Origin of the sequence: Xanthobacter aminoxidans, assembly GCF_023571765.1 — a bacterium.
Classification (GTDB): domain Bacteria; phylum Pseudomonadota; class Alphaproteobacteria; order Rhizobiales; family Xanthobacteraceae; genus Xanthobacter; species Xanthobacter aminoxidans.
This window is the reverse complement of the sequence record NZ_JAMJXC010000020.1, coordinates 71,901-92,900: the sequence shown is the minus strand read 5'-3', so window position 1 is coordinate 92,900 and position 21,000 is coordinate 71,901. Positions and strand designations below refer to the sequence as shown.

Annotated in this window: 22 protein-coding genes and 1 tRNA gene; 11 read left to right on the top strand and 12 right to left on the bottom strand. The window is 68.3% G+C overall.

The window, feature by feature from the left end:
• Window positions 1-143: 143 nt before the first annotated feature.
• Together EJ105_RS23120 and EJ105_RS23115 are read right to left on the bottom strand one after the other, a co-directional pair.
• A tRNA-Gly gene (locus EJ105_RS23120) sits at window positions 144-218 on the bottom strand.
• A 160-nt stretch (window positions 219-378) separates the two neighbouring features.
• A complete protein-coding gene (locus EJ105_RS23115) occupies window positions 379-852 on the bottom strand; it encodes a cupin domain-containing protein (RefSeq protein WP_250168177.1) in 474 nt (157 codons plus the stop codon).
• Window positions 853-977: 125 nt separating this feature from the next.
• Between EJ105_RS23115 and ettA the strand changes: the two genes are divergently transcribed.
• Window positions 978-2,633, top strand: a complete 1,656-nt coding sequence (gene ettA, locus EJ105_RS23110; RefSeq protein ID WP_029555198.1) for an energy-dependent translational throttle protein EttA — start codon at window positions 978-980, stop codon at window positions 2,631-2,633.
• Window positions 2,634-2,677: 44 nt separating this feature from the next.
• On the opposite strand, the gene EJ105_RS23105 is transcribed toward ettA, so the two are convergent.
• Entirely contained in the window at window positions 2,678-3,571 is an 894-nt protein-coding gene (locus EJ105_RS23105) for a TIR domain-containing protein (RefSeq protein WP_250168176.1), read from the bottom strand.
• 294 nt (window positions 3,572-3,865) lie between these two features.
• On the opposite strand from EJ105_RS23105, the gene EJ105_RS23100 reads away from it, so the two are divergent.
• From EJ105_RS23100 to EJ105_RS23090, 3 genes are all read left to right on the top strand, one after another.
• On the top strand, window positions 3,866-4,513 hold the full coding sequence (locus tag EJ105_RS23100; RefSeq protein WP_347881341.1) for a DUF938 domain-containing protein: 648 nt from the start codon (window positions 3,866-3,868) through the stop codon (window positions 4,511-4,513).
• A gap of 127 nt (window positions 4,514-4,640) precedes the next feature.
• Window positions 4,641-5,720: a flagellar motor protein MotA gene (locus EJ105_RS23095; protein ID WP_250168175.1), complete on the top strand. Its 1,080-nt coding sequence runs from the start codon at window positions 4,641-4,643 to the stop codon at window positions 5,718-5,720.
• A 15-nt stretch (window positions 5,721-5,735) separates the two neighbouring features.
• On the top strand, window positions 5,736-6,755 hold the full coding sequence (locus EJ105_RS23090; RefSeq protein WP_250168174.1) for a peptidoglycan -binding protein: 1,020 nt from the start codon (window positions 5,736-5,738) through the stop codon (window positions 6,753-6,755).
• Window positions 6,756-6,788: 33 nt separating this feature from the next.
• On the opposite strand, the gene EJ105_RS23085 is transcribed toward EJ105_RS23090, so the two are convergent.
• The 3 genes from EJ105_RS23085 to EJ105_RS28040 are packed head-to-tail and all read right to left on the bottom strand — an operon-like array spanning window position 6,789 to window position 9,309.
• A complete protein-coding gene (locus tag EJ105_RS23085; RefSeq protein WP_250168173.1) occupies window positions 6,789-7,130 on the bottom strand; it encodes a DUF1491 family protein in 342 nt (113 codons plus the stop codon).
• A gap of 14 nt (window positions 7,131-7,144) precedes the next feature.
• Window positions 7,145-7,831 (bottom strand): peptidoglycan-binding domain-containing protein, encoded by a 687-nt coding sequence (locus EJ105_RS23080; protein ID WP_250168172.1) that lies wholly within the window; start codon window positions 7,829-7,831, stop codon window positions 7,145-7,147.
• Complete coding sequence (locus tag EJ105_RS28040; RefSeq protein ID WP_250168171.1) at window positions 7,828-9,309, bottom strand: sensor histidine kinase; 1,482 nt, start codon at window positions 9,307-9,309, stop codon at window positions 7,828-7,830. The genes EJ105_RS23080 and EJ105_RS28040 overlap by 4 nt, the downstream gene beginning before the upstream one ends.
• Before the next feature lie 253 nt (window positions 9,310-9,562).
• On the opposite strand from EJ105_RS28040, the gene EJ105_RS23070 reads away from it, so the two are divergent.
• Both EJ105_RS23070 and EJ105_RS23065 read left to right on the top strand, forming a co-directional pair.
• Complete coding sequence (locus EJ105_RS23070) at window positions 9,563-10,060, top strand: DUF5330 domain-containing protein (RefSeq protein WP_250168170.1); 498 nt, start codon at window positions 9,563-9,565, stop codon at window positions 10,058-10,060.
• Window positions 10,061-10,222: 162 nt separating this feature from the next.
• Window positions 10,223-10,645: a SufE family protein gene (locus tag EJ105_RS23065; protein WP_024277798.1), complete on the top strand. Its 423-nt coding sequence runs from the start codon at window positions 10,223-10,225 to the stop codon at window positions 10,643-10,645.
• 63 nt (window positions 10,646-10,708) lie between these two features.
• Here the strand turns inward: EJ105_RS23065 and EJ105_RS23060 are convergent, their stop codons facing one another.
• From EJ105_RS23060 to EJ105_RS23055, 3 genes are all read right to left on the bottom strand, one after another.
• The gene (locus tag EJ105_RS23060; RefSeq protein ID WP_250168169.1) at window positions 10,709-11,263 is read right to left on the bottom strand and encodes a hypothetical protein; all 555 of its coding nucleotides are present in this window, start codon (window positions 11,261-11,263) and stop codon (window positions 10,709-10,711) included.
• Between the two features lie 25 nt (window positions 11,264-11,288).
• The gene (locus EJ105_RS27900; RefSeq protein WP_280938287.1) at window positions 11,289-11,417 is read right to left on the bottom strand and encodes a hypothetical protein; all 129 of its coding nucleotides are present in this window, start codon (window positions 11,415-11,417) and stop codon (window positions 11,289-11,291) included.
• Window positions 11,418-11,597: 180 nt separating this feature from the next.
• A complete protein-coding gene (locus EJ105_RS23055) occupies window positions 11,598-12,653 on the bottom strand; it encodes a GntR family transcriptional regulator (RefSeq protein ID WP_250168168.1) in 1,056 nt (351 codons plus the stop codon).
• A 218-nt stretch (window positions 12,654-12,871) separates the two neighbouring features.
• Between EJ105_RS23055 and EJ105_RS23050 the strand changes: the two genes are divergently transcribed.
• Window positions 12,872-13,969, top strand: a complete 1,098-nt coding sequence (locus tag EJ105_RS23050) for an Ldh family oxidoreductase (protein ID WP_250168167.1) — start codon at window positions 12,872-12,874, stop codon at window positions 13,967-13,969.
• A 255-nt stretch (window positions 13,970-14,224) separates the two neighbouring features.
• Here the strand turns inward: EJ105_RS23050 and EJ105_RS23045 are convergent, their stop codons facing one another.
• Together EJ105_RS23045 and purD are read right to left on the bottom strand one after the other, a co-directional pair.
• Window positions 14,225-14,653 carry an acyl-CoA thioesterase gene (locus EJ105_RS23045; protein ID WP_250168166.1) on the bottom strand — a complete coding sequence of 143 codons (429 nt, stop codon included), beginning with the start codon at window positions 14,651-14,653 and terminating at the stop codon, window positions 14,225-14,227.
• Window positions 14,653-15,918: a phosphoribosylamine--glycine ligase gene (gene purD, locus EJ105_RS23040; RefSeq protein ID WP_250168165.1), complete on the bottom strand. Its 1,266-nt coding sequence runs from the start codon at window positions 15,916-15,918 to the stop codon at window positions 14,653-14,655. Before purD ends, EJ105_RS23045 begins: the two co-directional genes overlap by 1 nt.
• 168 nt (window positions 15,919-16,086) lie before the next feature.
• Between purD and xseA the strand changes: the two genes are divergently transcribed.
• Entirely contained in the window at window positions 16,087-17,538 is a 1,452-nt protein-coding gene (gene xseA, locus EJ105_RS23035; RefSeq protein WP_250168164.1) for an exodeoxyribonuclease VII large subunit, read from the top strand.
• A 75-nt stretch (window positions 17,539-17,613) separates the two neighbouring features.
• Window positions 17,614-17,838, top strand: a complete 225-nt coding sequence (locus EJ105_RS23030) for a DUF2093 domain-containing protein (protein WP_024277804.1) — start codon at window positions 17,614-17,616, stop codon at window positions 17,836-17,838.
• A 196-nt stretch (window positions 17,839-18,034) separates the two neighbouring features.
• Here the strand turns inward: EJ105_RS23030 and EJ105_RS23025 are convergent, their stop codons facing one another.
• Window positions 18,035-19,375 carry a dihydroorotase gene (locus EJ105_RS23025; protein WP_250168163.1) on the bottom strand — a complete coding sequence of 447 codons (1,341 nt, stop codon included), beginning with the start codon at window positions 19,373-19,375 and terminating at the stop codon, window positions 18,035-18,037.
• 77 nt (window positions 19,376-19,452) lie between these two features.
• On the opposite strand from EJ105_RS23025, the gene ygfZ reads away from it, so the two are divergent.
• Both ygfZ and EJ105_RS23015 read left to right on the top strand, forming a co-directional pair.
• On the top strand, window positions 19,453-20,331 hold the full coding sequence (gene ygfZ, locus EJ105_RS23020; protein WP_250168162.1) for a CAF17-like 4Fe-4S cluster assembly/insertion protein YgfZ: 879 nt from the start codon (window positions 19,453-19,455) through the stop codon (window positions 20,329-20,331).
• A gap of 13 nt (window positions 20,332-20,344) precedes the next feature.
• Window positions 20,345-20,956 (top strand): DNA-3-methyladenine glycosylase I, encoded by a 612-nt coding sequence (locus EJ105_RS23015; protein WP_038193803.1) that lies wholly within the window; start codon window positions 20,345-20,347, stop codon window positions 20,954-20,956.
• Window positions 20,957-21,000: the final 44 nt, after the last annotated feature.

Genomic DNA, 21,000 nt, shown 5'->3' with positions numbered 1-21,000 from the left:
GGGCCGCCGAACGCCCGCCATGATAGCCGGCGACTTTCGTCGCGCTGCTTCCATTCCGCTTCCACGGTGCACGGCCAATGGCAATGGAAGCAGAAAACGCCCCAAAAGGCGTCTGCCAACCATCTGATTTTCTTGAGAGAAACTGGAGCGGGCGAAGGGATTCGAACCCTCGACCCCAACCTTGGCAAGGTTGTGCTCTACCCCTGAGCTACACCCGCATCCATTTGCCGGCGAGACAGTGTGTCGGCGGCAGGTGCGGTTCTATAGAAAATGCCGGCGGCGAATGCAACACCCCTTTGCATTCTTTCTCCGCCGGCCTGTGGATGGCTTGGCCGCCGCGCCGCCGCAAAGCCTTGCAGCGCAAGGCCGCAATACCCCTCACTCGCGATGGATCGGGTCGATCCACTTCACCGCTTCCGGCTTCTCCACCGGCTCGATGTCGAGATTCACCACCACCGGGTCCTGGCCGGAGCGCACCAGCACGCATTCCAGCGTCTCGTCGGCGGAGGCGTTGATTTCCTGGTGAGGCACGAAGGGCGGCACGAAGATGAAGTCGCCGGGGCCGGCCTCGGCCACATATTCCAGGTTCTCGCCCCAGCGCATGCGGGCGCGGCCCTTCACCACGTAGATGACGCTTTCGAGATCGCCGTGGTGGTGGGCGCCGGTCTTGGCGTCGGGGTGGATGTGGACGGTGCCGGCCCAGATCTTCTCCGCCCCGGCGCGGGCGCGGTTGATGGCGGTGGCGCGGTTCATGCCGGGGGTCTGGGCGGTATTGGGATCGAGGCTGTCGCCGGGGATCACCTGCACGCCGTCGGTGCGCCAGTCCTTGTGGTGGTGGTGGTCGGAACCCATCTTTTCCTCCAGAGCGCGTCGGCGGCATTCGTCTCGCGAAACACGCTGCGAACCTTGCCGCGCCTCGCCTGCGAGGCTAGAACGGCGCCAACTTTCCCGCACCCCTTTTCAGGAGACGGCGGCCCATGGCCCCCTATCAGTACGCCTACCACATGCACGGCATGACCAAGACCTATGCCGGCGGCAAGAAGGTGCTCGACAACGTGCACCTCTCTTTCTACCCGGACGCCAAGATCGGCGTGCTGGGCAACAACGGCGCGGGCAAGTCCACCCTGCTGCGCATCATGGCCGGCATCGACAAGGATTTCACCGGCGAGGCGCGTCCGGCCGAGGGCGTGCGCGTGGGCTACCTGCCGCAGGAGCCGGCGCTCGATCCCACCAAGAACGTGCGGCAGAACGTTGAGGACGGGGTGGCCAAGCAGAAGGCCATTCTGGAGCGCTACAACGAACTCGCCATGAACTACTCGGACGAGACCGCGGACGAGATGACCCAGCTTCAGGACGAGATCGAGGCGCAGGGCCTCTGGGATCTCGATTCGAAGGTGGAGCAGGCCATGAACGCGCTGGGCTGCCCGCCGGACGACTGGGAGGTGACGCGCCTGTCGGGCGGTGAGCGCCGCCGCGTCGCGCTGTGCCGCCTGCTGCTGGAGCAGCCGGAGCTGCTGCTGCTCGACGAGCCCACCAACCATCTCGACGCCGAGACGGTGAACTGGCTGGAAGGGCACCTGCGCACCTATCCGGGCGCGATCCTGATCGTCACCCACGATCGCTACTTCCTCGACAACGTCACCGGCTGGATCCTGGAGCTGGATCGCGGCCGCGGCATTCCCTACGAGGGTAATTATTCCTCCTGGCTCGGCCAGAAGCAGAAGCGCCTCCAGCAGGAGGGCCGCGAGGACGAGGCCCGCCAGCGCGCGCTCTCCCGCGAGCAGGAGTGGATCGGCGCCTCGCCCAAGGCGCGTCAGGCCAAGAACAAGGCGCGTATCCAGCGCTACGAGGAGCTGCTGCAGCGCGCGTCCGAGCGCCAGCCCTCCGCCACCCAGATCGTCATCCCCGTGGCCGAGCGCCTGGGGCAGAACGTCATCGCCTTCGACCATCTCAGCAAGTCGTTCGGCGAGAAGATGCTCATCGACGATCTCTCCTTCAAGCTGCCCCCCGGCGGCATCGTCGGCGTCATCGGGCCGAACGGCGCGGGCAAGACCACGCTGTTCCGCATGATCACGGGGCAGGAGAAGCCGGACGGCGGCTCCATCGAGATCGGCGACTCGGTCAAGCTCGGCTATGTGGACCAGAGCCGCGACGCGCTCGATGACAAGAAGACCGTGTGGGAGGAAATCTCCGACGGCAACGAGGTGATCTACGTCGGCAAGAAGGAGATTCCCTCGCGCGCCTATTGCGCGGCCTTCAACTTCAAGGGCGGCGACCAGCAGAAGAAGGTGGGCATGCTCTCCGGCGGTGAGCGCAACCGCGTCCACCTCGCCAAGGTGCTCCAGCGCGGCGGCAACGTGCTGCTGCTCGACGAGCCCACCAACGACCTCGACGTGGACACCCTGCGTGCCCTGGAAGAGGCGCTGGAGGACTACGCCGGCTGCGCCGTCATCATCTCCCATGACCGCTTCTTCCTGGACCGCATCGCCACCCACATGCTCGCCTTCGAGGGCGACAGCCACGTGGAATGGTTCGAAGGCAACTTCGCGGACTACGAGGAAGACAAGAAGCGCCGCCTGGGCACGGATTCGGTGATCCCGAAGCGGATTCAGTACAAGAAGTTTTCGCGGTAATATTTTCAAATCGACCTGCGGGATCAGATTCCCGCAGGTCGCAATCATATTCTTGCTGTGCTTCTCACAATATATGAAATAACTTCTGTCATCTTTCTAATCCTGTCTGCCAATTCTTCCGTCTTAAATTCAGATGGTATGGATGATTCCATATAATTTAATAAATTACCCCATCTTTTATCGAGATCAAAAATAGGTCCATCATATTTATGATGTCTAAGTAATTCGTCAGACCTATTTCTATTCATTGAATCGATTGTTAGTTTTTCATAGTTTGATATCAATTTCGTATTGTGTCTTGATATTTGAAGTATTTCTTCAATCATTGCAGTGTTTCTGTCTATCTCTTGCTCCACGCTTGGTGCTGGCTTTTTTGAATTATCGTCATACGTCTTTATCAAATTATCTAACTGAGTTTTTAAATCTGGCCACCAGCGATCAAATATGTGCGGAATCCTAGAGTCATCTACTCGACTGTCAGTGTCTGCTTTGTTTAGGCTTACAACAAGCTTTTTTACATCTTCTTTGTCAAATGTGGTAAACTGAAATTGAACAATCGGTCCTCTGACGTCTACTTTTCGAATGTCAATAAGAAATGGACTTACATAAGAACTTTCGATACTCCTTGATAAGGCGCCAGCTTCGAAATTTAACCAAGGTGCATCTACGTTAGAGTTTGTTACGCAAAGTATCCCGAATGATGATCCAGAAAGTTCTCCGGCGATATCTTGGCTCCATCGGGCTCCTTTGTCGATATCCTCGGACGATACATAGGGATTAAGCGTCTGAACAACATTCGGGAGCCAGTCCCGGAGGCATAGGGCAACTTTATGACTTAGTTCGCCTGACCAACTGATGAACACCTTCATTCTATCCCCCCCTGCATCCAATGAGGCAACTGCTCCGCTTGCGTCCCAGCTTGCCACCTTCTGCCCCATCCGCAAGCCCTCGCGCCCCGGCCGACTGCAACGGAGCGGTAGCGCAGGGAAAGGACGACCGGGGCCTAGCGCACCGGACCGCCGCAGGCGCTCCTGAAACCCACCGCTCTCAGGTCTCGCCCGCTGCGCGAATGTTCTGCGCTGGTCCCCGGATCGGCGCTCCACCTGCGGTGTCGCTTGTCCGGGGAACGGCTCCGGCTGCCCCGTCGCGGGCGGGGAGCGCCGCCGCAATCCGGTTGAGCCGCCGCGTCGGGCGGGCCAAGATCGCGCGAACGATCCCTGCCGGAGATATCCGTGACTGAACCCGACCTCGACGCCCGCCGCTCGGCGCCCGCGACGCTCAAGAACCGCGGCCCCATCGGCGACCTGCTGCTGCCGCTGCTGCCGCGCGCGGGCACCGTGCTGGAGATTGCCAGCGGCACCGGCGAGCATGTGGTGCATTTCGCCCGCCGCGCGCCGCATCTCCTCTTCCAGCCGTCCGATCCCTCTCCCGCCGCCCGTGCCTCCATCGCCGCCTGGACCGCCGCCGAGGGCCTCGCCAACGTGCGCGCGCCCCTCGCCCTCGATGCGGCGGGGGAGGAGTGGCCGGTGGGGAAGGTGGATGCGGTCGTCTGCATCAACATGATCCACATCAGCCCGTGGGAGGCGACGGTGGGGCTGATGCGCGGCGCCGGCGCCCGCCTGCCGGCGGACGGCATCCTCTTCACCTACGGCGCCTATGTGCGCGACGGGGTGGAGACGGCGCCGAGCAACGTCGCCTTCGATGCGGACCTGAGGCGTCAGGACCCGCGCTTCGGCCTGCGGCACCTCGCCGAGGTGACAGGGGAGGCGGCGAAGCACGGCCTCGCTCTGGCTCGGGTGGAGGAAATGCCGGCGAACAACCTGTCGCTGGTGTTCCGGAAGGTCGCGACTGTTTCGCCGCGCGGTGTCCCTGTGCCATAGTCGGCGCCGGCGCTTGCCAGAGGCCGGGCCTGATTCTCCGGCCGACGCCCCCGTCCGGGGCCGCCCGCGCGGCGGCCTTCAAGGGGGCCCTTCAGCGTTCGAGGGACACACTCGCTCGGGGAGAACCATGGCGCGCGTCGTCGATCCGTTCATCAAGCTGTCCTCGCCCCGCATCTTCCTGGTGCGTATGCTGGTGTTCCTGGCCCTGTGCGCGGCGCTGGCGGCGGTGCTGCACCGGCAGATCGTCGCCGCCTTCCTCAACAATCCGGGGCTCAACGGCGTCATCTTCGGTGTGCTCGCCGTGGGCATCATCCTCGCGCTCCGGCAGGTGTCCCGCCTGTTCCCCGAGGTGGACTGGGTGAATTCCTTCCGCCTCGCCGATCCCGGGCTCGCGGTGTCGCGCCCGCCCACGCTGCTGGCGCCCATGGCCGCGCTGCTCGGCGAGCGGCTGGGGCGGATGAGCATCTCCCAGGCCACCATGCGCTCCATCCTCGATTCCATCGGCACCCGCCTGGATGAGAGCCGGGACATGGGGCGCTACCTCACGGGCCTGCTCGTCTTCCTCGGCCTGCTCGGCACCTTCTGGGGCCTCCTGGAGACCGTCTCCTCCATCGGCTCGGTCATCGGCGCGCTGCAGGTGGGGCCGGACGTGGGCTCCATCTTCGAGGACATGAAGAGCGGCCTCGCCGCCCCCCTCGGCGGCATGGGCACGGCCTTCTCCTCCTCGCTGTTCGGCCTTTCCGGCTCGCTGGTGCTGGGCTTTCTCGACCTTCAGGCGGGCCAGGCGCAGAACCGGTTCTATACGGACCTGGAAGACTGGCTCTCCACCACCGTGCGCGACCTCGACGACGGGCCGCGCGACCGGGCGCTCGCCGCCGACCGCGAGGCCGCGCCCCGCGTGCCCGCCGCCCCCGCTCCGGCACAGGTTGCCGCCGCCGCACCGCTGGCGCTGCCCCCGCCGGTGCTGGACCTCGATCCTTTGGTCTCGGCCATGGGGCGGCTGGAGAAGACCATGACGGAGGCGGGCTCCCAGCGCGTCACCACGGCGCTGGCGCAGCTTGCCGAGAGCCTGCAGGGCCTCGTCACCCACATGCGCTCCGAACAGGCGCTGCTGAAGCAGATGATCGAGCAGCAGCAGGCGCAGCAGGAGCAGATGCGGCGCCTGCTCTCCAAGGTCGAGGACGACGCCGGTCCGCGGCGCAACTGAGCGGAGGCAGAACCCATGGCCCTCGGCCGGCGCGGGCGCGACCGCCACATCGACTACTGGCCCGGCTTCGTGGACGCTTTGTCCACGCTGCTCCTCGTCTTCACCTTCCTGTTGTCGGTGTTCATCCTCACCCAGTTCTTCCTGACGCAGGAGATGGCGGGCAAGGATGACGTGATGCAGCGCCTTCAGGCGCAGATCCGCCAGCTCACCGACCTTCTCTCGCTGGAGCGGGCCAACAGCCAGTCGTCCGAGAGCGAGCTGGCCTCCGTGCGCGCCTCGCTGGAGGCCAGCGAGAGCGAGCGCGACAAGCTGCGCGGGCAGGCCATCGCCGTGCCGGCCCCCTCCGACACCGGCCGCGCCAACGCCTTGTCCCGCGAACTCGATCTCCAGAAGGACGTGGCCGCCCGCGCCGCCGCCCAGATCGAGCTGCTCAACCAGCAGATCGCGGCCCTGCGTCGGCAGATGGCCGCGCTGGAAGAGGCGCTCAACATCTCCGAGAAGCGCGACGCCGAGAGCCAGGCCAAGATCACCGACCTCGGGCGCCGCCTCAACGTGGCGCTGGCGCAGCGGGTGCAGGAACTCACCCGCTTCCGCTCGGAGTTCTTCGGCCGCCTGCGCGACATCCTCGGCAACCGGCCGGACATCCGCGTGGTGGGCGACCGCTTCGTGTTCCAGTCGGAAGTGTTCTTCGATCCCGGCTCGGCGGTGATGAAGCCGGAGGCCATCGCCTCCCTCGACAAGCTGGCGGGCGCCATCCTCGATCTCGAAAAGGCCATCCCGCCGGATATCTCCTGGGCGCTGCGCATCGACGGCCACACCGACAACCGGCCCATCTCCAACGCCCAGTTCCCCTCCAACTGGGAGCTCTCGGCGGCGCGCGCCATCGCGGTGGTGCAGTATCTCATCGCCAAGGGGGTGAGCCCCAACCACCTCATCGCCGCCGGTTTCGGCGAGTACCAGCCCCTCGACACCGGCACCTCCGACGAGGCCCGCGCCCGCAACCGGCGCATCGAGCTGAAGCTGACGGAGCGCTGAGCGGGAGGGGAGGGCAGGGGGGACGGGGCGCCGCTACTCCACCAGATCCAGAAAGTGCCGCCCCTGGCGGTCCTCGATCTCCAGCACGAAGATGTCCGGGTCGAACTTCAGCTCGCGGGCAATGCGGGCGTCGGCGTCCGCCTCCGGGCTGCCGGGGGCGACCAGCACCGAGAACTTGCGGTCCGCCGGGAAGGATTCGTCGAAAGCGGACTGCGGCGCGGGGCCGTAGAGCGCGGCGGTGCCGTCGAGGCGGGCCACCTTCACGAAAATGGCGCCGGCCTCTTCCGCGCCCTTGCGCACCAGGGCCGCATAGCACCCCTCCACCTGGCAGCGGCGGATGAGGGCGGAGACGAAGATCGCGCTCTTGAGGCGCATTCAGGTGCGCGCCATCAGTTCAGCGCCATGCCGGAGACGGAGCCCAGCTCGCGCACCAGCTTGTCGGTGATCTCGCCGTCGGCGGTCAGGTTGCGGTCGCGCTGGAAGCGCACGATGGCGGCGCGCGTCTCGCCGCCGGGCCGGCCGTCCACCTTGATGGGACCGTAGCCGAGCTTGGAGAGCGCCTTCTGCACCGAGAGGATGCGCGGCGAGGCGCCCACGTCCACCGGCGGACGCACGGCGCCGGTAATGTCCCCCGACGAGACGAGGCCCGCGGGCGGGCGGCTGGGCGGCGGCTCGCCGCGGGCATCCGCGGTGCGTGCCCCGGTCGCCGGCACGAGGGGGGCCGCGGTGCCCGTCACCGAGGTGCGGATGGAGAGATAGCCGAGCGAGCCCGTGGTGGCGCCGCCCGCAGGTGCCGCCGTCGTCGCGGTTCCGGTGCCCGTGGCGGTGAGCGGCACGGTGGTGTGGTTGACCTTTCCGGCCCCGGCCGGTCGGGCCATGGGCAGCGGCGCGCTGGGCGGCGAGGTCTGAAGGACAAGCACGTTGGCGAGGAAGGCGCCGCTGCCGGCCAGCGCCACCAGCGCCGCCATCACGTCCATGCGGCGCAGCCGGCGTGCCTGCCGTGCGGTCTCCTCAGCCTCGGCGGCCTCGGCAAGTTCCGGGGGCGCTGCGTTTGCGGTGGCCGTTTCCAGCTTCATGCCGTCCTCTTTGCCCGTGTGTCGTCGGTCCGCGCCGGAAACGGCGCCACGACCCCCTGTCCCTGTCCGTACCCCGGGGCCTCGATCGCGGCCGCGACCGGCAGGCTCACCGACACGCTCGTCCCCCGGCCGAGCGCGCTTTCCACCCGCACGTCGCCGTCGTGCAGCTTCACGAGGCCCTTCACCACGGCGATGCCGAGGCCCGAGCCCCGCGCCTTCTGGATGCAGTCGCCGGCCTGGAAGAAGGGCTCGCCGAGGCGCGCCACGTCCTCCGGCCGCATGCCGGGGCCGGTGTCGCGGACGCGGATGATGAGTTCGTCGCCCTGCATCCTGACGCCCACCTGCACCCGCCCCCCGGCGGGCGTGAACTTGACGGCATTGGAGAGCAGGTTGAGCACGATCTGGCGCAGCGCGCGCTTGTCCGCATCAAGCAGGGGCAGGCGCGCCGGTACCTTGGTCTTCACGCTCACGCCGGTGCGCTCGGCATCGAGTGCCACCATCTCGGCGCAGCCGGCGACGAGGGCGCCCACGTCCACCGCCTCGCGTTCCAGCTCATAGGCGCCGGCCTCCACCCGCGACAGATCGAGGATGTCGTTGACGAGGCCGAGTAGGTGCTGGCCGCTTTCATGGATGATGCGGGCGTAGTCGGCCTTGCGCGCATCGTCCAGCGGCGCGCCGGTGGGCGTGGCGAGCAGTTCGGAAAAACCGAGGATGGCGTTGAGCGGCGTGCGCAGCTCGTGGCTCATGGCAGCGAGGAAGCGGCTCTTGGCGGCGTTCGCAGCTTCTGCCTCGGCGCGGGCGCGGGCGGCGGCGTCGGCCTTCTGGCGCTCGGCCTTCATCTGCTCGGTCTGGGCCTGCTGCCACGGCGCCCGCCAGGAGACGCGCACCATGCCGCCCCGCATGGCCCGGCACCGGACCTCGGCGGTGAGGAAGGCCGGCGCGCCGTCGCCGGCCGCGTCGCAGCGCAGGCGCAGCTCCAGCGTGGCGGCACGGCCGCGCGAGGCCGCTTCCACAGCGGACAGAAAGGCGGGGCGGTCGGCTACCAGAACGCGCTCGAACAGGGCCATGCCCTCCAGCGCCGACGCGGGAGAGGTGGCGAACGGGCCGCCCTGGCGCTCCACCCGCACCACCTCGCCGCGCGGGCCGTGGCAGGTGACAAGCAGCATGTCGGAGGGCGGCGCGGCGCTCGCCTTCGTGGCGGCACGGGCGAGGCCGCCGGCCACCGCCGCGAGAGCCGCGCAGACGAAGCCGCTGGCGAGAAGGGTGGTGGCGTTGAGGAGGCCGCCGGTGGCGAGGCCCGAGACTTCCGCGAGCAGCACCAACCCGCCGGAGCCGAGCCCGAGCAGGCCGAGGCCGCTCAGCACCGCGCCGGTGAGGCGGCCAAGCCCGGCCAGGCGCGGCAACGCCTCCCGGTCGCCGCCGTCGCGGGCCGGGACGGGCCGCGCACCGGCCGCTGCATCGCCGAAGACGTGAGCCACGTCGCCCCCTGTCAAGTGCCGTTGTCCGGCCGGACGCCGCACATCTTCTGCGCGCCCCGCCATCACGTTTCGCAAAATCCTGCCACGGCGGGCTTTAAGCGAACGCTAAGCCGGCGCGGATCGAACGCTGTCAGCGTTAACGATGTCTTGAAAAGTCGGGGCGTGGCCGGCCCGCGACGGCTCACGCGCGGACGCGTCGGTGGTAATGTCGAAGGGCGCGAATTCAGCTTCGCCGCCGTTTCAAGAGGGAGCGATGTTCTTCCTGTTCCGCCTCGCCTTCTGGGTCGGCCTCGTGCTGCTCCTCCTCCCCTTCGGCCTCAAGGGCAGCGACGGGCGGGACGTGAGCGTGTTCGACGCCTTCGGCGCCGCCCAGGCGCTGGTGGCGGACCTGCGCGGCTTCTGCGATCGCCAGCCCCAGGCCTGCGCGGTGGGTGGGCAGATGGCGGGACATCTCGTGGAGAAGGCCCAGGTGGGCGCGCGCTGGGTCTATGACTCCATCGGCCATCGCGAAGGCGCGCCGCCCGCGCCCGTCCCCGGTGCCCAGCCCGGTGCCAAGGGCACGGCGGACAAGAGCGCGGCCGAAAAGGGCAGCGCGCTCGAACTCACGCCGCAGGATCTCATGCCCTTGTGGGGCGGGGGCGACGCGGCCAAGCTTGTGGTGCCGCAGGGCTTCCAGCCCGTCTCCGGGCAGCCGGCGCAGACCATGACGCCCACCCCCCTGCCGCCGCTGCCGCCCCGCCGCCCGGCCTGACGGGCGTTGATACCCACGCGGCCTTGCGTCGCGCCGATCTGGTACCATGTTCGGGATGTGGATTAGGCAGGCATTGCTTGCCGGCTGTGCTATGCTGCAGCGCAAGGACAGGCGGCCCTGCCCTTTTTCCCGGCCGTCATCTGGTGACGAGGAATTGGCCTCATGAACGCTGACGATCTGATTGCGGATTTTGAATTTCTCGACAATTGGGAGGACCGCTACCGGCACGTGATCGAGCTCGGCAAGAAGCTGCCGCCCTTTCCCGAGGCCGAGCGCAACGACACCAACAAGGTGCAGGGTTGCGCGAGCCAGGTTTGGCTCATCTCCCACGTGAAGGAGACCCCCGCCGGTCCGCTGCTGGAGTTCGAGGGGGATTCCGACGCCCACATCGTGCGCGGCCTCGTGGCGGTGCTGCTCCAACTGGTCTCCGGGCGCACGCCCAAGGAGATCATGGAGACCGACATCCTCGGCGTGTTCCGCCAGATCGGGCTTGAGGGCCATCTGACGCCGCAGCGCTCCAACGGGCTGAGGTCCATGGTGGAGCGCATCCGTGGCCATGCCCGCAATGCGATGGCCGCGGCCTGATGCTGCCGGCCGGCTTCCGGGCCGGCCCAGCTCCCGCCGTCCGCTAGGTTTCGCCAACCCTTATCAGGGCACCGCACGCACGCTGATGCTGGCCTCGGCGAGGCGCTGGCAGAGCCGGCGCTGCCCGGCGATGGGCCACCAGTCGTAGAGGAAGATTTCCATCGGCCGCCAAAGCGCCACCCAGCCGAGAATCAGCAGCCCCTCGGCGGCGAGGCTGGCGAGGTTTTCGAGCCGTGGCTCAGCGATGAGCCCGGCAATGCCCAGGCACAGCGCCAGCACGAGAATGCCGATGGCGAGCGAGACGCGGCCGACCCGAAACAACTCCGACAGCTCCGCCGAGAGAGCGCGCGCCCTCAGGGCGAAATAGCCGCGAATGGCGTCGGGCAGGCCCGCCGCCTCGCTGGTCAGCGCCTCGTCGGGCGGCAGATGGACGATGATGGAGAGCGGAGCGCCGCGCGGCAGCTCGCGCGCCCACTCCACGATGAAGGCTTCCGCCTCCGCGTCGAGGTCGCGTTCCCGGAAAGGGAACGGGTCCAGCATGTTGAAGAGCTGCGGGACCCGCTCGACGCGAATCTCGATTGTGGAGCCTGCGGAATCAGGTCCGGCGACCGGGGTCACGGCGGGAGGTTCGGGGCGTCGCGCCTCAGCGATGGGTGCGGCGGGCGCGCACGCGCACCGGTACCATCTGCCTCTGCTTGGCGGCGAGCTGCGCGAGCGCAACCGCGGCAAGACCAGCGAGGACGAGGGCGGAACCGGCAACGAGGGACAACATCAGATCCTCCACCACCACGCAGGCGCTCGTATTTTCCGCACATTTCCGAAGGGAGGGTGCGACCGATGCGCCGGCGAACAATGCAATCTTAACCGGGTTCGCGCGCTTCGCCACCCGTTCAGATCAAGAAATGTTCCGTTTTGGCGCGATCGGAAGACCTGTCACGGCGATTTGAGAGGCTCAGAGCGGCGAGAGGTAGGGCAGGGGGCCCGGGGCGAACTCCCGCCGCACCCGGTCGAGCCGCTCCACCGCGCGTCCGAATGACCCGCGCAGGTGGTCGCGCAGGGCGTTTGCCGCCCCCTCCACGTCCGCGGCCGCGAGGCGCTCGGCGACATCGAGATGTTCGGCGATGAAGGGCTCGCGGCCGTGGGGCTGGGGCGCGCGCACATAAAGGAAGGTGAGGGCGACCAGCAGCGTCTGGCAGGTGGCCAGCGCCTCCATCAGCGTGGCATTGCCGCAGCGGCCGAGCAGGCCGACGTGCAACTCGGTCTCCAGCGCGCCGAGGCGGGCGCCGTCCACCGCGTCGGGGTGGGCGGCGGCATCGCGCAGGTTCGCCAGCAGCGTCGCCACCTGTCCGGGGGCGAGGCGCGGAAAGGCAAGCCGCAGCGCCGCCGGCTCCAGAATGGCGCGCATCTCGAACAGCTCGGCCACATAGGCGGGCGTCAGCGCCGGGGCATACCAGTGCAGGCGGGCGTCCTTGCGCACCACGCCGCGCTGATTGAGGCGCGAGAGCACTTCGCGGGCGACCGTGCGGCTCACGCCGTAATAGGCGGCGAGATGGTTCTCCACCACGCGGAAGGCCCCGAGCGCGGTGCGCGAGACCACCTCCTGCTCCACGTCCGCATAGATGCGCTGCCAGGTCGATTCGGGGGCGAGCTGGATCGGCGCCGCGCCGCTCACATCGACGGGAGGGACGGTGGGCGCCGGCCCGGCGAGGGGCATGACCTCGAAGCCGTGGCCCTCGCTGCGGCGGACCAGCCCCACCCGCTCCAGCCGCGCCAGCGCTTGCCGCGCCGGTGCGCGGGAGATGCCGAATCGCTCGGCGACGCGGGATTCGAGCAGGCGCTCGCCGGGGGCGAGGGCGCCTGAGGCGATCTGCGAGGCGAGGATGTCGAAGGCGCGTTCATGTAGACGCGGGGCGATGCCGGCGACCGGGCGTGGTCGCCGCTCGCCTGAGGGCAGCGCCTTGCCCGCAGATACCGTGGGGGCCTCACGCGTCACGTCCCGTCCGCTCACGCTCCACGTCCATCGTTCCAGCCGCACCGGTCGCGGCCCGGCGGCAAGGTGCCCCAGGCCGGTGCAAATGCCAAGTTGTCCAAAGGGTTGCCTGCCCGTTTGCCGGCTGACCGGATGCCGCACCGTCGGCCGGGTGAAAGGGAGTTTACACCATCACCGTCCAATGCATACAAAGGACATTCGCTGAGCCACCCCAGCGCCGCCTCAAGGATTGCCCCATGTCCGCGCCGACTGCCGCGCCCGCTTCCGCCCGCTCCTCCGCCCTCGAACGGCACCGGGAGGATGCGCTGTTCGCCTTCTGCAGTGCGGCCCTCGCGGCGGCGGGGGCGGATGCGGCCAGCGCCGAGGCGGCGGCCTGCGCCATGCTCCACGGCTCGCGCTTCGGGGTGGACAGCCACGGTGTGCGGCTGCTGGACCATTATGTGGCGGTAATCGCGGGCGGCCGGGTGAACGGCCATCCCACGCTCGACTTCCGGGCCGGCGCGGCGGCGGTGGCGACGCTCGATGCCGATCACGGCCACGGGGCCCGTGCCGCCTACGCAGCCATGGACAGGGCGATGGAGAATGCCGCCCTCTACGGCATCGGCGCGGTGGCCATCCGCAACTCGTCCCACTTCGGCGCGGCGGGGGCCTATGCGCTGGCGGCGGCGGAGAAGGGCTATATCGGGCTCGCCTTCTGCAATTCGGATAGTTTTGTGCGCCTGCACGGCGGGGCGGAGCGCTTCCACGGTACCAATCCCATCGCCATGGGTGTGCCGGTGAAGGGGGAGGCGCCGTGGTTCCTCGACATGGCCACCAGCGCCGTGCCTTACAATCGGGTGCTGCTCTACCGCAGCCTCGGCCAATCCCTGCCGCCGGAGGTCGCCTCCGATGGCGACGGCTTCGACACCACCGATCCGCACAATGTGGAAATGCTGGCCCCGCTGGGCGCCGCCTTCGGCTTCAAGGGGGCGGCGCTGGCTGGGGTGGTGGAGGTGTTCAGCGCCGTATTGGCGGGCGCGCGGCTCTCGTTCGACATCGCACCCATGGGCGGGCCCGACTTCGGCACCCCGCGTAACGTGGGCGCCTTCGTGATGGCGGTGAAGCCGGGCGCCTTCCTGCCGGAGGAAGAGTTCGACGCCGCCATGCAGCGCTATCGCCACACGCTGCGCAATTCACGTCCCGCGCCGGGGGATATGGTGATGGCGCCGGGCGATCGTGAATGGAAGGTGGCGGACGAGCGCCGCCGCGACGGCATTCCCATCGACCCCGCCACTGCCGAGGCCTTCGACCGCCTCGCCGCGCGATTCGGTCTGGCCCGGCCGAAAGCCGTTTAGCCTCAGGCCTTTCAGCCGAAGATGACCGCCGCGGCGATGATGCCGTAGGCGGTGAGGAAGAGCAGGCTGTCCCGCAGGACCTGTCCGCGAACCGCTGTCATGATGAGCCTCGTGGATTTCACATTCGACTATTTCCCCGAATTTAATATCTAATGTGAATCCACGTCAAAAACATAATTTTAATGTGAATTTGAGGCGCGGAGAATCCCGGCACGGCCGCCGCGATTCCTGGAACATGGGGGGCTGTGGGGCCGGTCAGGCGATCCGGAGCGCTTCGAGGGCGGCCCGCATCTCGTCGGACAGGGGCGCGGCGCGGCGTTCGGTGAGATCGAAAAGGACGATCACCGTCTCGGCCGTGGCCATGCACTGGCCTTCCTGGAAGATGGCCTGCCTGAGGCCCACGGAACTGCGGCCGAGGGAGATGACGCCCGTGCCGATATCCGCTTCGCCCGGCCAGTGCATCTCCGCCCGGTAGTCGAGCACGAGACGGACCAGCGCGAAGCCCATGCCCTGGGGGGCCAGACGGCGCGGCGTCAGCAGCAGGTGGGTGCGCCCCGTCTCCAGGAAGGTGGAGAACACCGCATTGTTGACGTGCCCGAGCATGTCGGTGTCGCCATACCGGATGGTGTCGCGCGCCTTCACCGGGAAATCGTCGAGGACGGGGAGGGGGGCCTTTTCGGCCATCAGCCGGCCTTCCCCAGCGCCCGCCAGCCGATGTCGGAGCGGAAGAAGCCGTCCGGCCAGTCGATGCGGGCGACGGCGGCATAGGCGCGTTCGCGGGCCTCAGCCAGCGTCGCCCCGGTGGCGGTGACGTTCAGCACTCGTCCGCCGTTGGAGACGAGCGTGCCGCCCTTCATCCGCGTGCCGGCCTGGAACACGGTGACGCCCTCCAGCGCCGAGGCCTCACCGAGGCCCCTGATAGGCGAGCCGATCTGGTGCGGACCGGGGTAGCCGCGCGAGGCATAGACCACCGTCATGGCCGCGACGGGGGACCACAGGGGCGTCACCTCGGCGAGGCGGCCGGCGGCAGTGGCCTGGAGCACTTCCACCAGATCCCCGGCGAAGCGCGGCATCAGTACCTGGCATTCGGGATCGCCGAAGCGGCAATTGTATTCCACCAGCTTGGGGCCGGAGGTGGTGAGCATGAGCCCGGCATAGAGCACGCCGCGATAGGGCGTTCCGGCCTTGACCATGGCGCGGGCGGTGGGGATGAGGATCTCCTCGATCGCCCGGCGCTCCAGCTCTTCCGTCAGCACCGGGGCGGGGGAATAGGCGCCCATGCCGCCGGTGTTGGGGCCGAGGTCGCCGTCATAGGCGCGCTTGTGGTCCTGGGCGCTGCCGAAGGCGACGACGGTCTCGCCGTCCACGAGGGCGAACAGGCTCGCCTCCTCGCCCTCCATGAATTCCTCGATGAGCACTTCGGTGCCGCCGCCGGCGAACACCTGCTCCACCGCGTCCACCGCCTCCTCGACGGTGAGGGCGACGACCACGCCCTTGCCGGCCATCAGCCCGTCCGCCTTCACCACGATGGGCGCGCCCTGCGCGCGGATGTAGGCCGCGGCCTCGGCGGTGGAGGTGAAGCGGCCGAAGGCGGCGGTGGGGATGTCGTTCGCCTTGCACAATTCCTTGGTGAAAAGCTTGGAGCCCTCCAGCCGGGCGGCCGCCGCGGTGGGGCCGAAGGCGAGGATGCCGGCGGCGGCGAGGCGATCCACAAGGCCGGCCACCAACGGCGCCTCGGGGCCGACCACCACCAGGTCGATGGTGTGCTCCTGACACCATTTCACGATGGTGTCGTGGGCGGACAGCGGGATGCCTTCCACCACGTCCGCGAACTCGGCGATGCCCGGATTGCCGGGCAAGGCGTAGAACTGACCGATGGTTGGGCTCTGCGCCAGCTTCCAGGCGAGGGCGTGCTCACGCCCTCCCGAACCGAGCAGCAGGATGTTCATGCGGCCTCCCCCGAGTTTCCGGCAACCTTCGTTTCCGACGGATCTTGGTTTTCTGTTCTCTTCGCCTATCGGCTCAAGGCCGCGCAAACAAGGGGCAGGGCTCTGCGCTCGCCGCATGGGGCACCTTCCCGTTATGCTGGTACACCACCCGTCCGGGTTCCGATTCGCATGACCGATGATGCCGAAGTCAGGGCCAATGCGCCCGAATGGAGCGTTTCCGAGCTGTCCGCCGCCCTGCGCCGGACGGTGGAGGACGCCTACGGCCACGTTCGGGTGCGAGGCGAAATTTCCGGCTATCGCGGCCCCCATTCCTCCGGCCACGCCTATTTTTCGCTGAAGGATGCCGGCGCGCGGCTCGATGCGGTGATCTGGAAGGGCACCTTCCAGCGCCTGCGCCTCAAGCCAGAGGAGGGGCTGGAGGTGGTGGCGACCGGCAAGCTCACCACCTATCCGGGAAAATCCGGCTACCAGATTGTCATTGAGTCGCTGGAGTTCGCCGGCGCCGGCGCCATCATGGCCATGCTGGACGAGCGCAAGCGCCGCCTCGCCGCCGAAGGCCTGTTCGATCCCGCCCGCAAGCAGGAGCTGCCGTTCCTGCCCAAGGTGATCGGTGTCGTCACCTCGCCCACCGGGGCGGTGATCCGCGACATCCTCCACCGCCTCAACGACCGTTTCCCCCGCCGGGTCCTGGTGTGGCCGGTGCGGGTGCAGGGCGAGACCTCGGCCGCCGAGGTGGCTGCGGCCATCCGCGGCTTCAACGATCTGCCCGAGGGCGGGCCGATTCCCCGGCCGGACGTGATCGTGGTGGCGCGGGGCGGAGGTGCGCTGGAGGATCTGCTCGGTTTTTCCGACGAGGCGGTGGTGCGGGCGGCGGCGGAGAGCATGATCCCGCTGGTCTCGGCCGTGGGCCACGAGACCGACGTGACCCTCATCGATTTCGCCGCCGACGTGCGCGCCCCCACCCCCACGGCTGCGGCCGAGATGGTGGTGCCGGTGCGCACCGATCTGATCGCCACGGTGGAAGATCTCGGCGCCCGCCTGATCGCCGCGCCCTTGCGCCTTCTCGACCGGCGCCGAGCCGATCTGCGCGGCCTCGCCCGGCTCCTCCCGGCGGCGGAAACCCTGCTGGCCCAGCCGCGCCAGCGTCTCGACCTCGCCGCCGAGCGGCTGCCGCGCGCCTTGCGGGCCAACGCTTCCGCCCACCGGCTGCAACTGGCGGCGGTGCAGGCGCGCCTCTCGCCGGAGGCGCTGCGCACGCGGCTGGCGCGGGCGGGCGAACGGCTTGAGGTGCTGGATGGGCGCATGCGCCGGGCGCTGGAGGTGCAAAAGGAGCGCCGCACGGCGCGGCTCGCCTCGCTCTCTCAGCTTCTCAAGGTGCTCTCTTATAAAGAGGTGCTGGGCCGCGGCTTCGCGCTGGTGCGGGATGCCGGTGGCCATGCGGTGCGGCGGGCGGCGGACATCGCGGACGGCGCGGCCCTGAGCCTGGAATTCGCCGATGGCCGTGTCGCCGTGCACGCGGGGGAGGGGGCTCCGGCACTGGATACGCCCCCTCGGGCGGCGCCGCGCCCCGCCGGCCGCAAGCCGAAGAAGGTAGAAGGGCCGACACTTTTCGACCCCTGATCGTGCGCCCCTTTCGCGTTGCGGCGCAAAGGGCTATCCTCCCGGCAAACCAGTTTTCGGGACGCTCCCCAGGTGATGAACAGATTCGAACGCTTCCCCGAGCCCCATGGCGAGGCGGAAGTGCGCTACCTCGATGGTGAATTCCGCATCCTGCGGCCCGGCAGCTTCGTGCGCTGCGCCGTGACCGGGCAGACCATCCCGCTCGACGAGCTGCGCTACTGGAGCGTCGATCTTCAGGAAGCCTATGCCAGCCCCGAGGCCGTGCTCACCCGCGTGCGCGAGCAGCCCCGGCAGGGGTGAGGGCAGCGCTCTCGCGCCCCGGACGCATGCAGCGATAGCGGAATGCGAGCCGGGGCCCAGCGCAAGGGCCCGCCGAAGGCGCTTCCTGATCCCACTGTTCTCAGAGACATTGCCCCGCTGCGCGGAACCCTTGCGCTGGGCCCCGGATCAGCGCTCCGGCTGCGCCGTCGCTTGTCCGGGGAACGGCGCGCCCGCCTCAGCCCTGCGGCTGAAGCGTCTCCAGGAAGCGGATGGGCTGGCCGGCGGACGGCCCCGTCAGCTCGCCTTCCCACATCACCTTGCGGCCGCGCACGAAGGTGCCCACGGGCCAGCCGGTGACGTCCTTGCCGTCATAGGGCGTCCACTGCGCCCGCGAGGCGATCCAGCTGTTGGTGATGGTGGCGCGGCGCTTCAGGTCCACCACGGTGAAGTCGGCGTCGTAGCCCACCACGATGCGCCCCTTGCCGGCGATGCCGAACAGCCGCGCCGGGCCGGCGCTGGTGAGGTCGATGAAGCGCTCCAGCGTCAGGCGGCCGGCGGCGACGTGATCCAGCATCAGCGGCACCAGCGTCTGCACGCCGGTCATGCCAGAGGGGCTTTCGGGATAGGGCTTGCTCTTTTCTTCCAGCGTGTGCGGCGCGTGGTCGGAGCCGAGCACGTCCACCACGCCGTTGGCGATGGCCGCCCACAGCCCGTCGCGATGGCGCGCCCCGCGCACCGGCGGGTTCATCTGGGCCAGCGTCCCGAGGCGCTCGTAGCATTCGGGCGCGGCCATGGTGAGGTGATGGGGCGTCACCTCCACCGAGGCCACGTCGCGCGCGTCGGCGAGGAAATCCATCTCTTCGGCCGAGGTCACGTGCAGCACATGCACCCGTGCGCCGGTCTCGCGGGCGAGGTTGACCAGCCGCCGGGTGGCGGTGAGGGCCGCGATCTCGTCGCGCCACACCGGGTGGGAGGAGGCATCGCCCGGCACGCGCAGGCCCTTGCGCTCCTGCAGGCGCGGCTCATCTTCGCAATGGAAGGCGGCGCGGCGGCGGATGACCTTCAGGATGTTGCGCACGCCATCGTCGTCCGGCACCAGCAGCGAGCCGGTGGAGGAGCCAATGAACACCTTGATGCCGGCGGCGCCGGGCAGGCGCTCCAGCTCCGGCAGGTCCTTCACATTGTCATGGGTGCCGCCCACATAGAAGGCGAAGTCGCAATGCATGCGGTTCGTGCCGCGGGCGATCTTGTCTTCCAGCGCGGAGGGATTGGTGGTCTGGGGAATGGTGTTCGGCATCTCGAACACGCCGGTCACGCCGCCCATGACGGCCGCGCGGGAGCCGGTTTCCAGGTCTTCCTTCTGCTCCAGCCCCGGCTCGCGGAAATGCACCTGCGTGTCGATGACGCCGGGGAGGATATGAAGGCCGGTGGCGTCCACCACCTCGCCCGCGCTCGCGGCGGAGAGATCACCGATGGCGCGGATGCGCCCGCCCGTGACACCGATGTCGGCAACGGCAATGCCGGCGGGGGTCGCGACCGCGCCGCCCTTGAGCAGCAGATCGAAAGTCACGGGCATGGGAGGGGCTCGCTCTTGATGGGGACAGGCTGGCGGCCTTAAATCTGTTTTTTATTTTGCTGACAAGGACGGCCCCCATGCCGCTCATTCATTTGAACGATCGTACCCTCATTCGTGCCGATGGCCCCGATGCGGTGAAGCTCCTGCATTCTGTCATCACCTGCAACGTGAAGACCATGGCGCCGGGAGACGCACGCTATGGCGGCCTCCTCACCCCGCAGGGCAAGATCATCTCCGATTTCCTGTTCTACGGCCTCGCCGAGGAGAGCTTCCTGTTCGACGTCCCCGCGGAGCGAGCGGAGGATCTCCTCAAGCGGCTGATCTTCCATCGCCTTCGGGCCAAGGTGACGTTCGAGGTGGCGGCCGACCTCGCGGTTGTGGCTGTCTTCGGCGATCACGGTGCCCTGCCGGAGGGCCGGCTCTTCACCGATCCGCGCTTCCCCGGCCTCGGCCAGCGGCTGGTGCTGGAGAAGGCCGTCGCGGACGGGCTTTCGAGCGACCTTGCCGCCTATGAGGCGCACCGCATCGCCCTCGGCATCCCCAAGGGGGGCGCCGATTTCACCTATGGCGACACCTTCCCCCACGAGGCCGACATGGACCAGCTCGGCGGCGTGGACTTCAAGAAGGGCTGCTATGTCGGGCAGGAGGTGGTGAGCCGCATGGAGCACCGCTCCACCCCGCGCAACCGGCTGGTGGAGGTCATCTTTCCCACCCCGCTCGCGGTGGGGCAGGAGATCGTGGCCGGCGACAAGAGCGTCGGCCAGCTCACCTCCGTCACCGAGGGGCGGGGCATCGCCACCGTCCGCCTCGACCGTGCCACCGACGCCCGCGCCGAGGGCGTGCCGCTGACCGCCGGGGCGGTGGAGGTGGAACTGCGCAAGCCCGAATGGGCGACCTTCCCATTGGACTGGGAAAAGAAGGTCAGCGCGCTGGATGCCAAATTCAAAGCCACCTGAGGAGCCCAAGAGAATGGACGATGCCGCGCCGAAGCCCGTGCGCCAGCCCTTGATCGCGCACGCGGACGGCCATGCCCGCTGCTTCTGGTGCGGCACCGATCCCTTCTACATGGCCTATCACGACGATGAATGGGGCGTGCCCGAGCGCGACAGCCGCGCCCTGTTCGAGAAGTTGCTGCTGGACGGCTTCCAGGCTGGCCTCTCTTGGATCACCATTCTCAGGAAGCGGGAGAATTTCCGCCGCGCCTTCGACGGCTTCGAGCCGGAGATCATCGCCCGCTACGACGCGGCCAAGGTGGAGGCGCTGATGCAGGATGCCGGCATCGTGCGCAACCGGGCGAAGGTGGAGGGCGCGGTGCTCTCCGCCCGCGGCTATCTCGATTTGCGCGACAAGGGGATCGCGTTCAGCGATTTCATGTGGGATGCGGTGGACGGCGAGACGAAGGTGAACCGCCCCCGTCGCATCGCCGACGTGCCCGCCGAGACGGCCGAATCGAAGGCCCTGTCCAAGCGGCTCAAGGCGGCGGGCTTCAAGTTCGTCGGCCCCACCATCGTCTATGCCGCCATGCAGGCGTGCGGCCTCGTGGACGACCATCTGGAAGGCTGCCACTGCGCCAAAGCGTGAGGCTTGAAGGGGGTGCCGCGCGGAACCGGGGACAGGGTGGCACA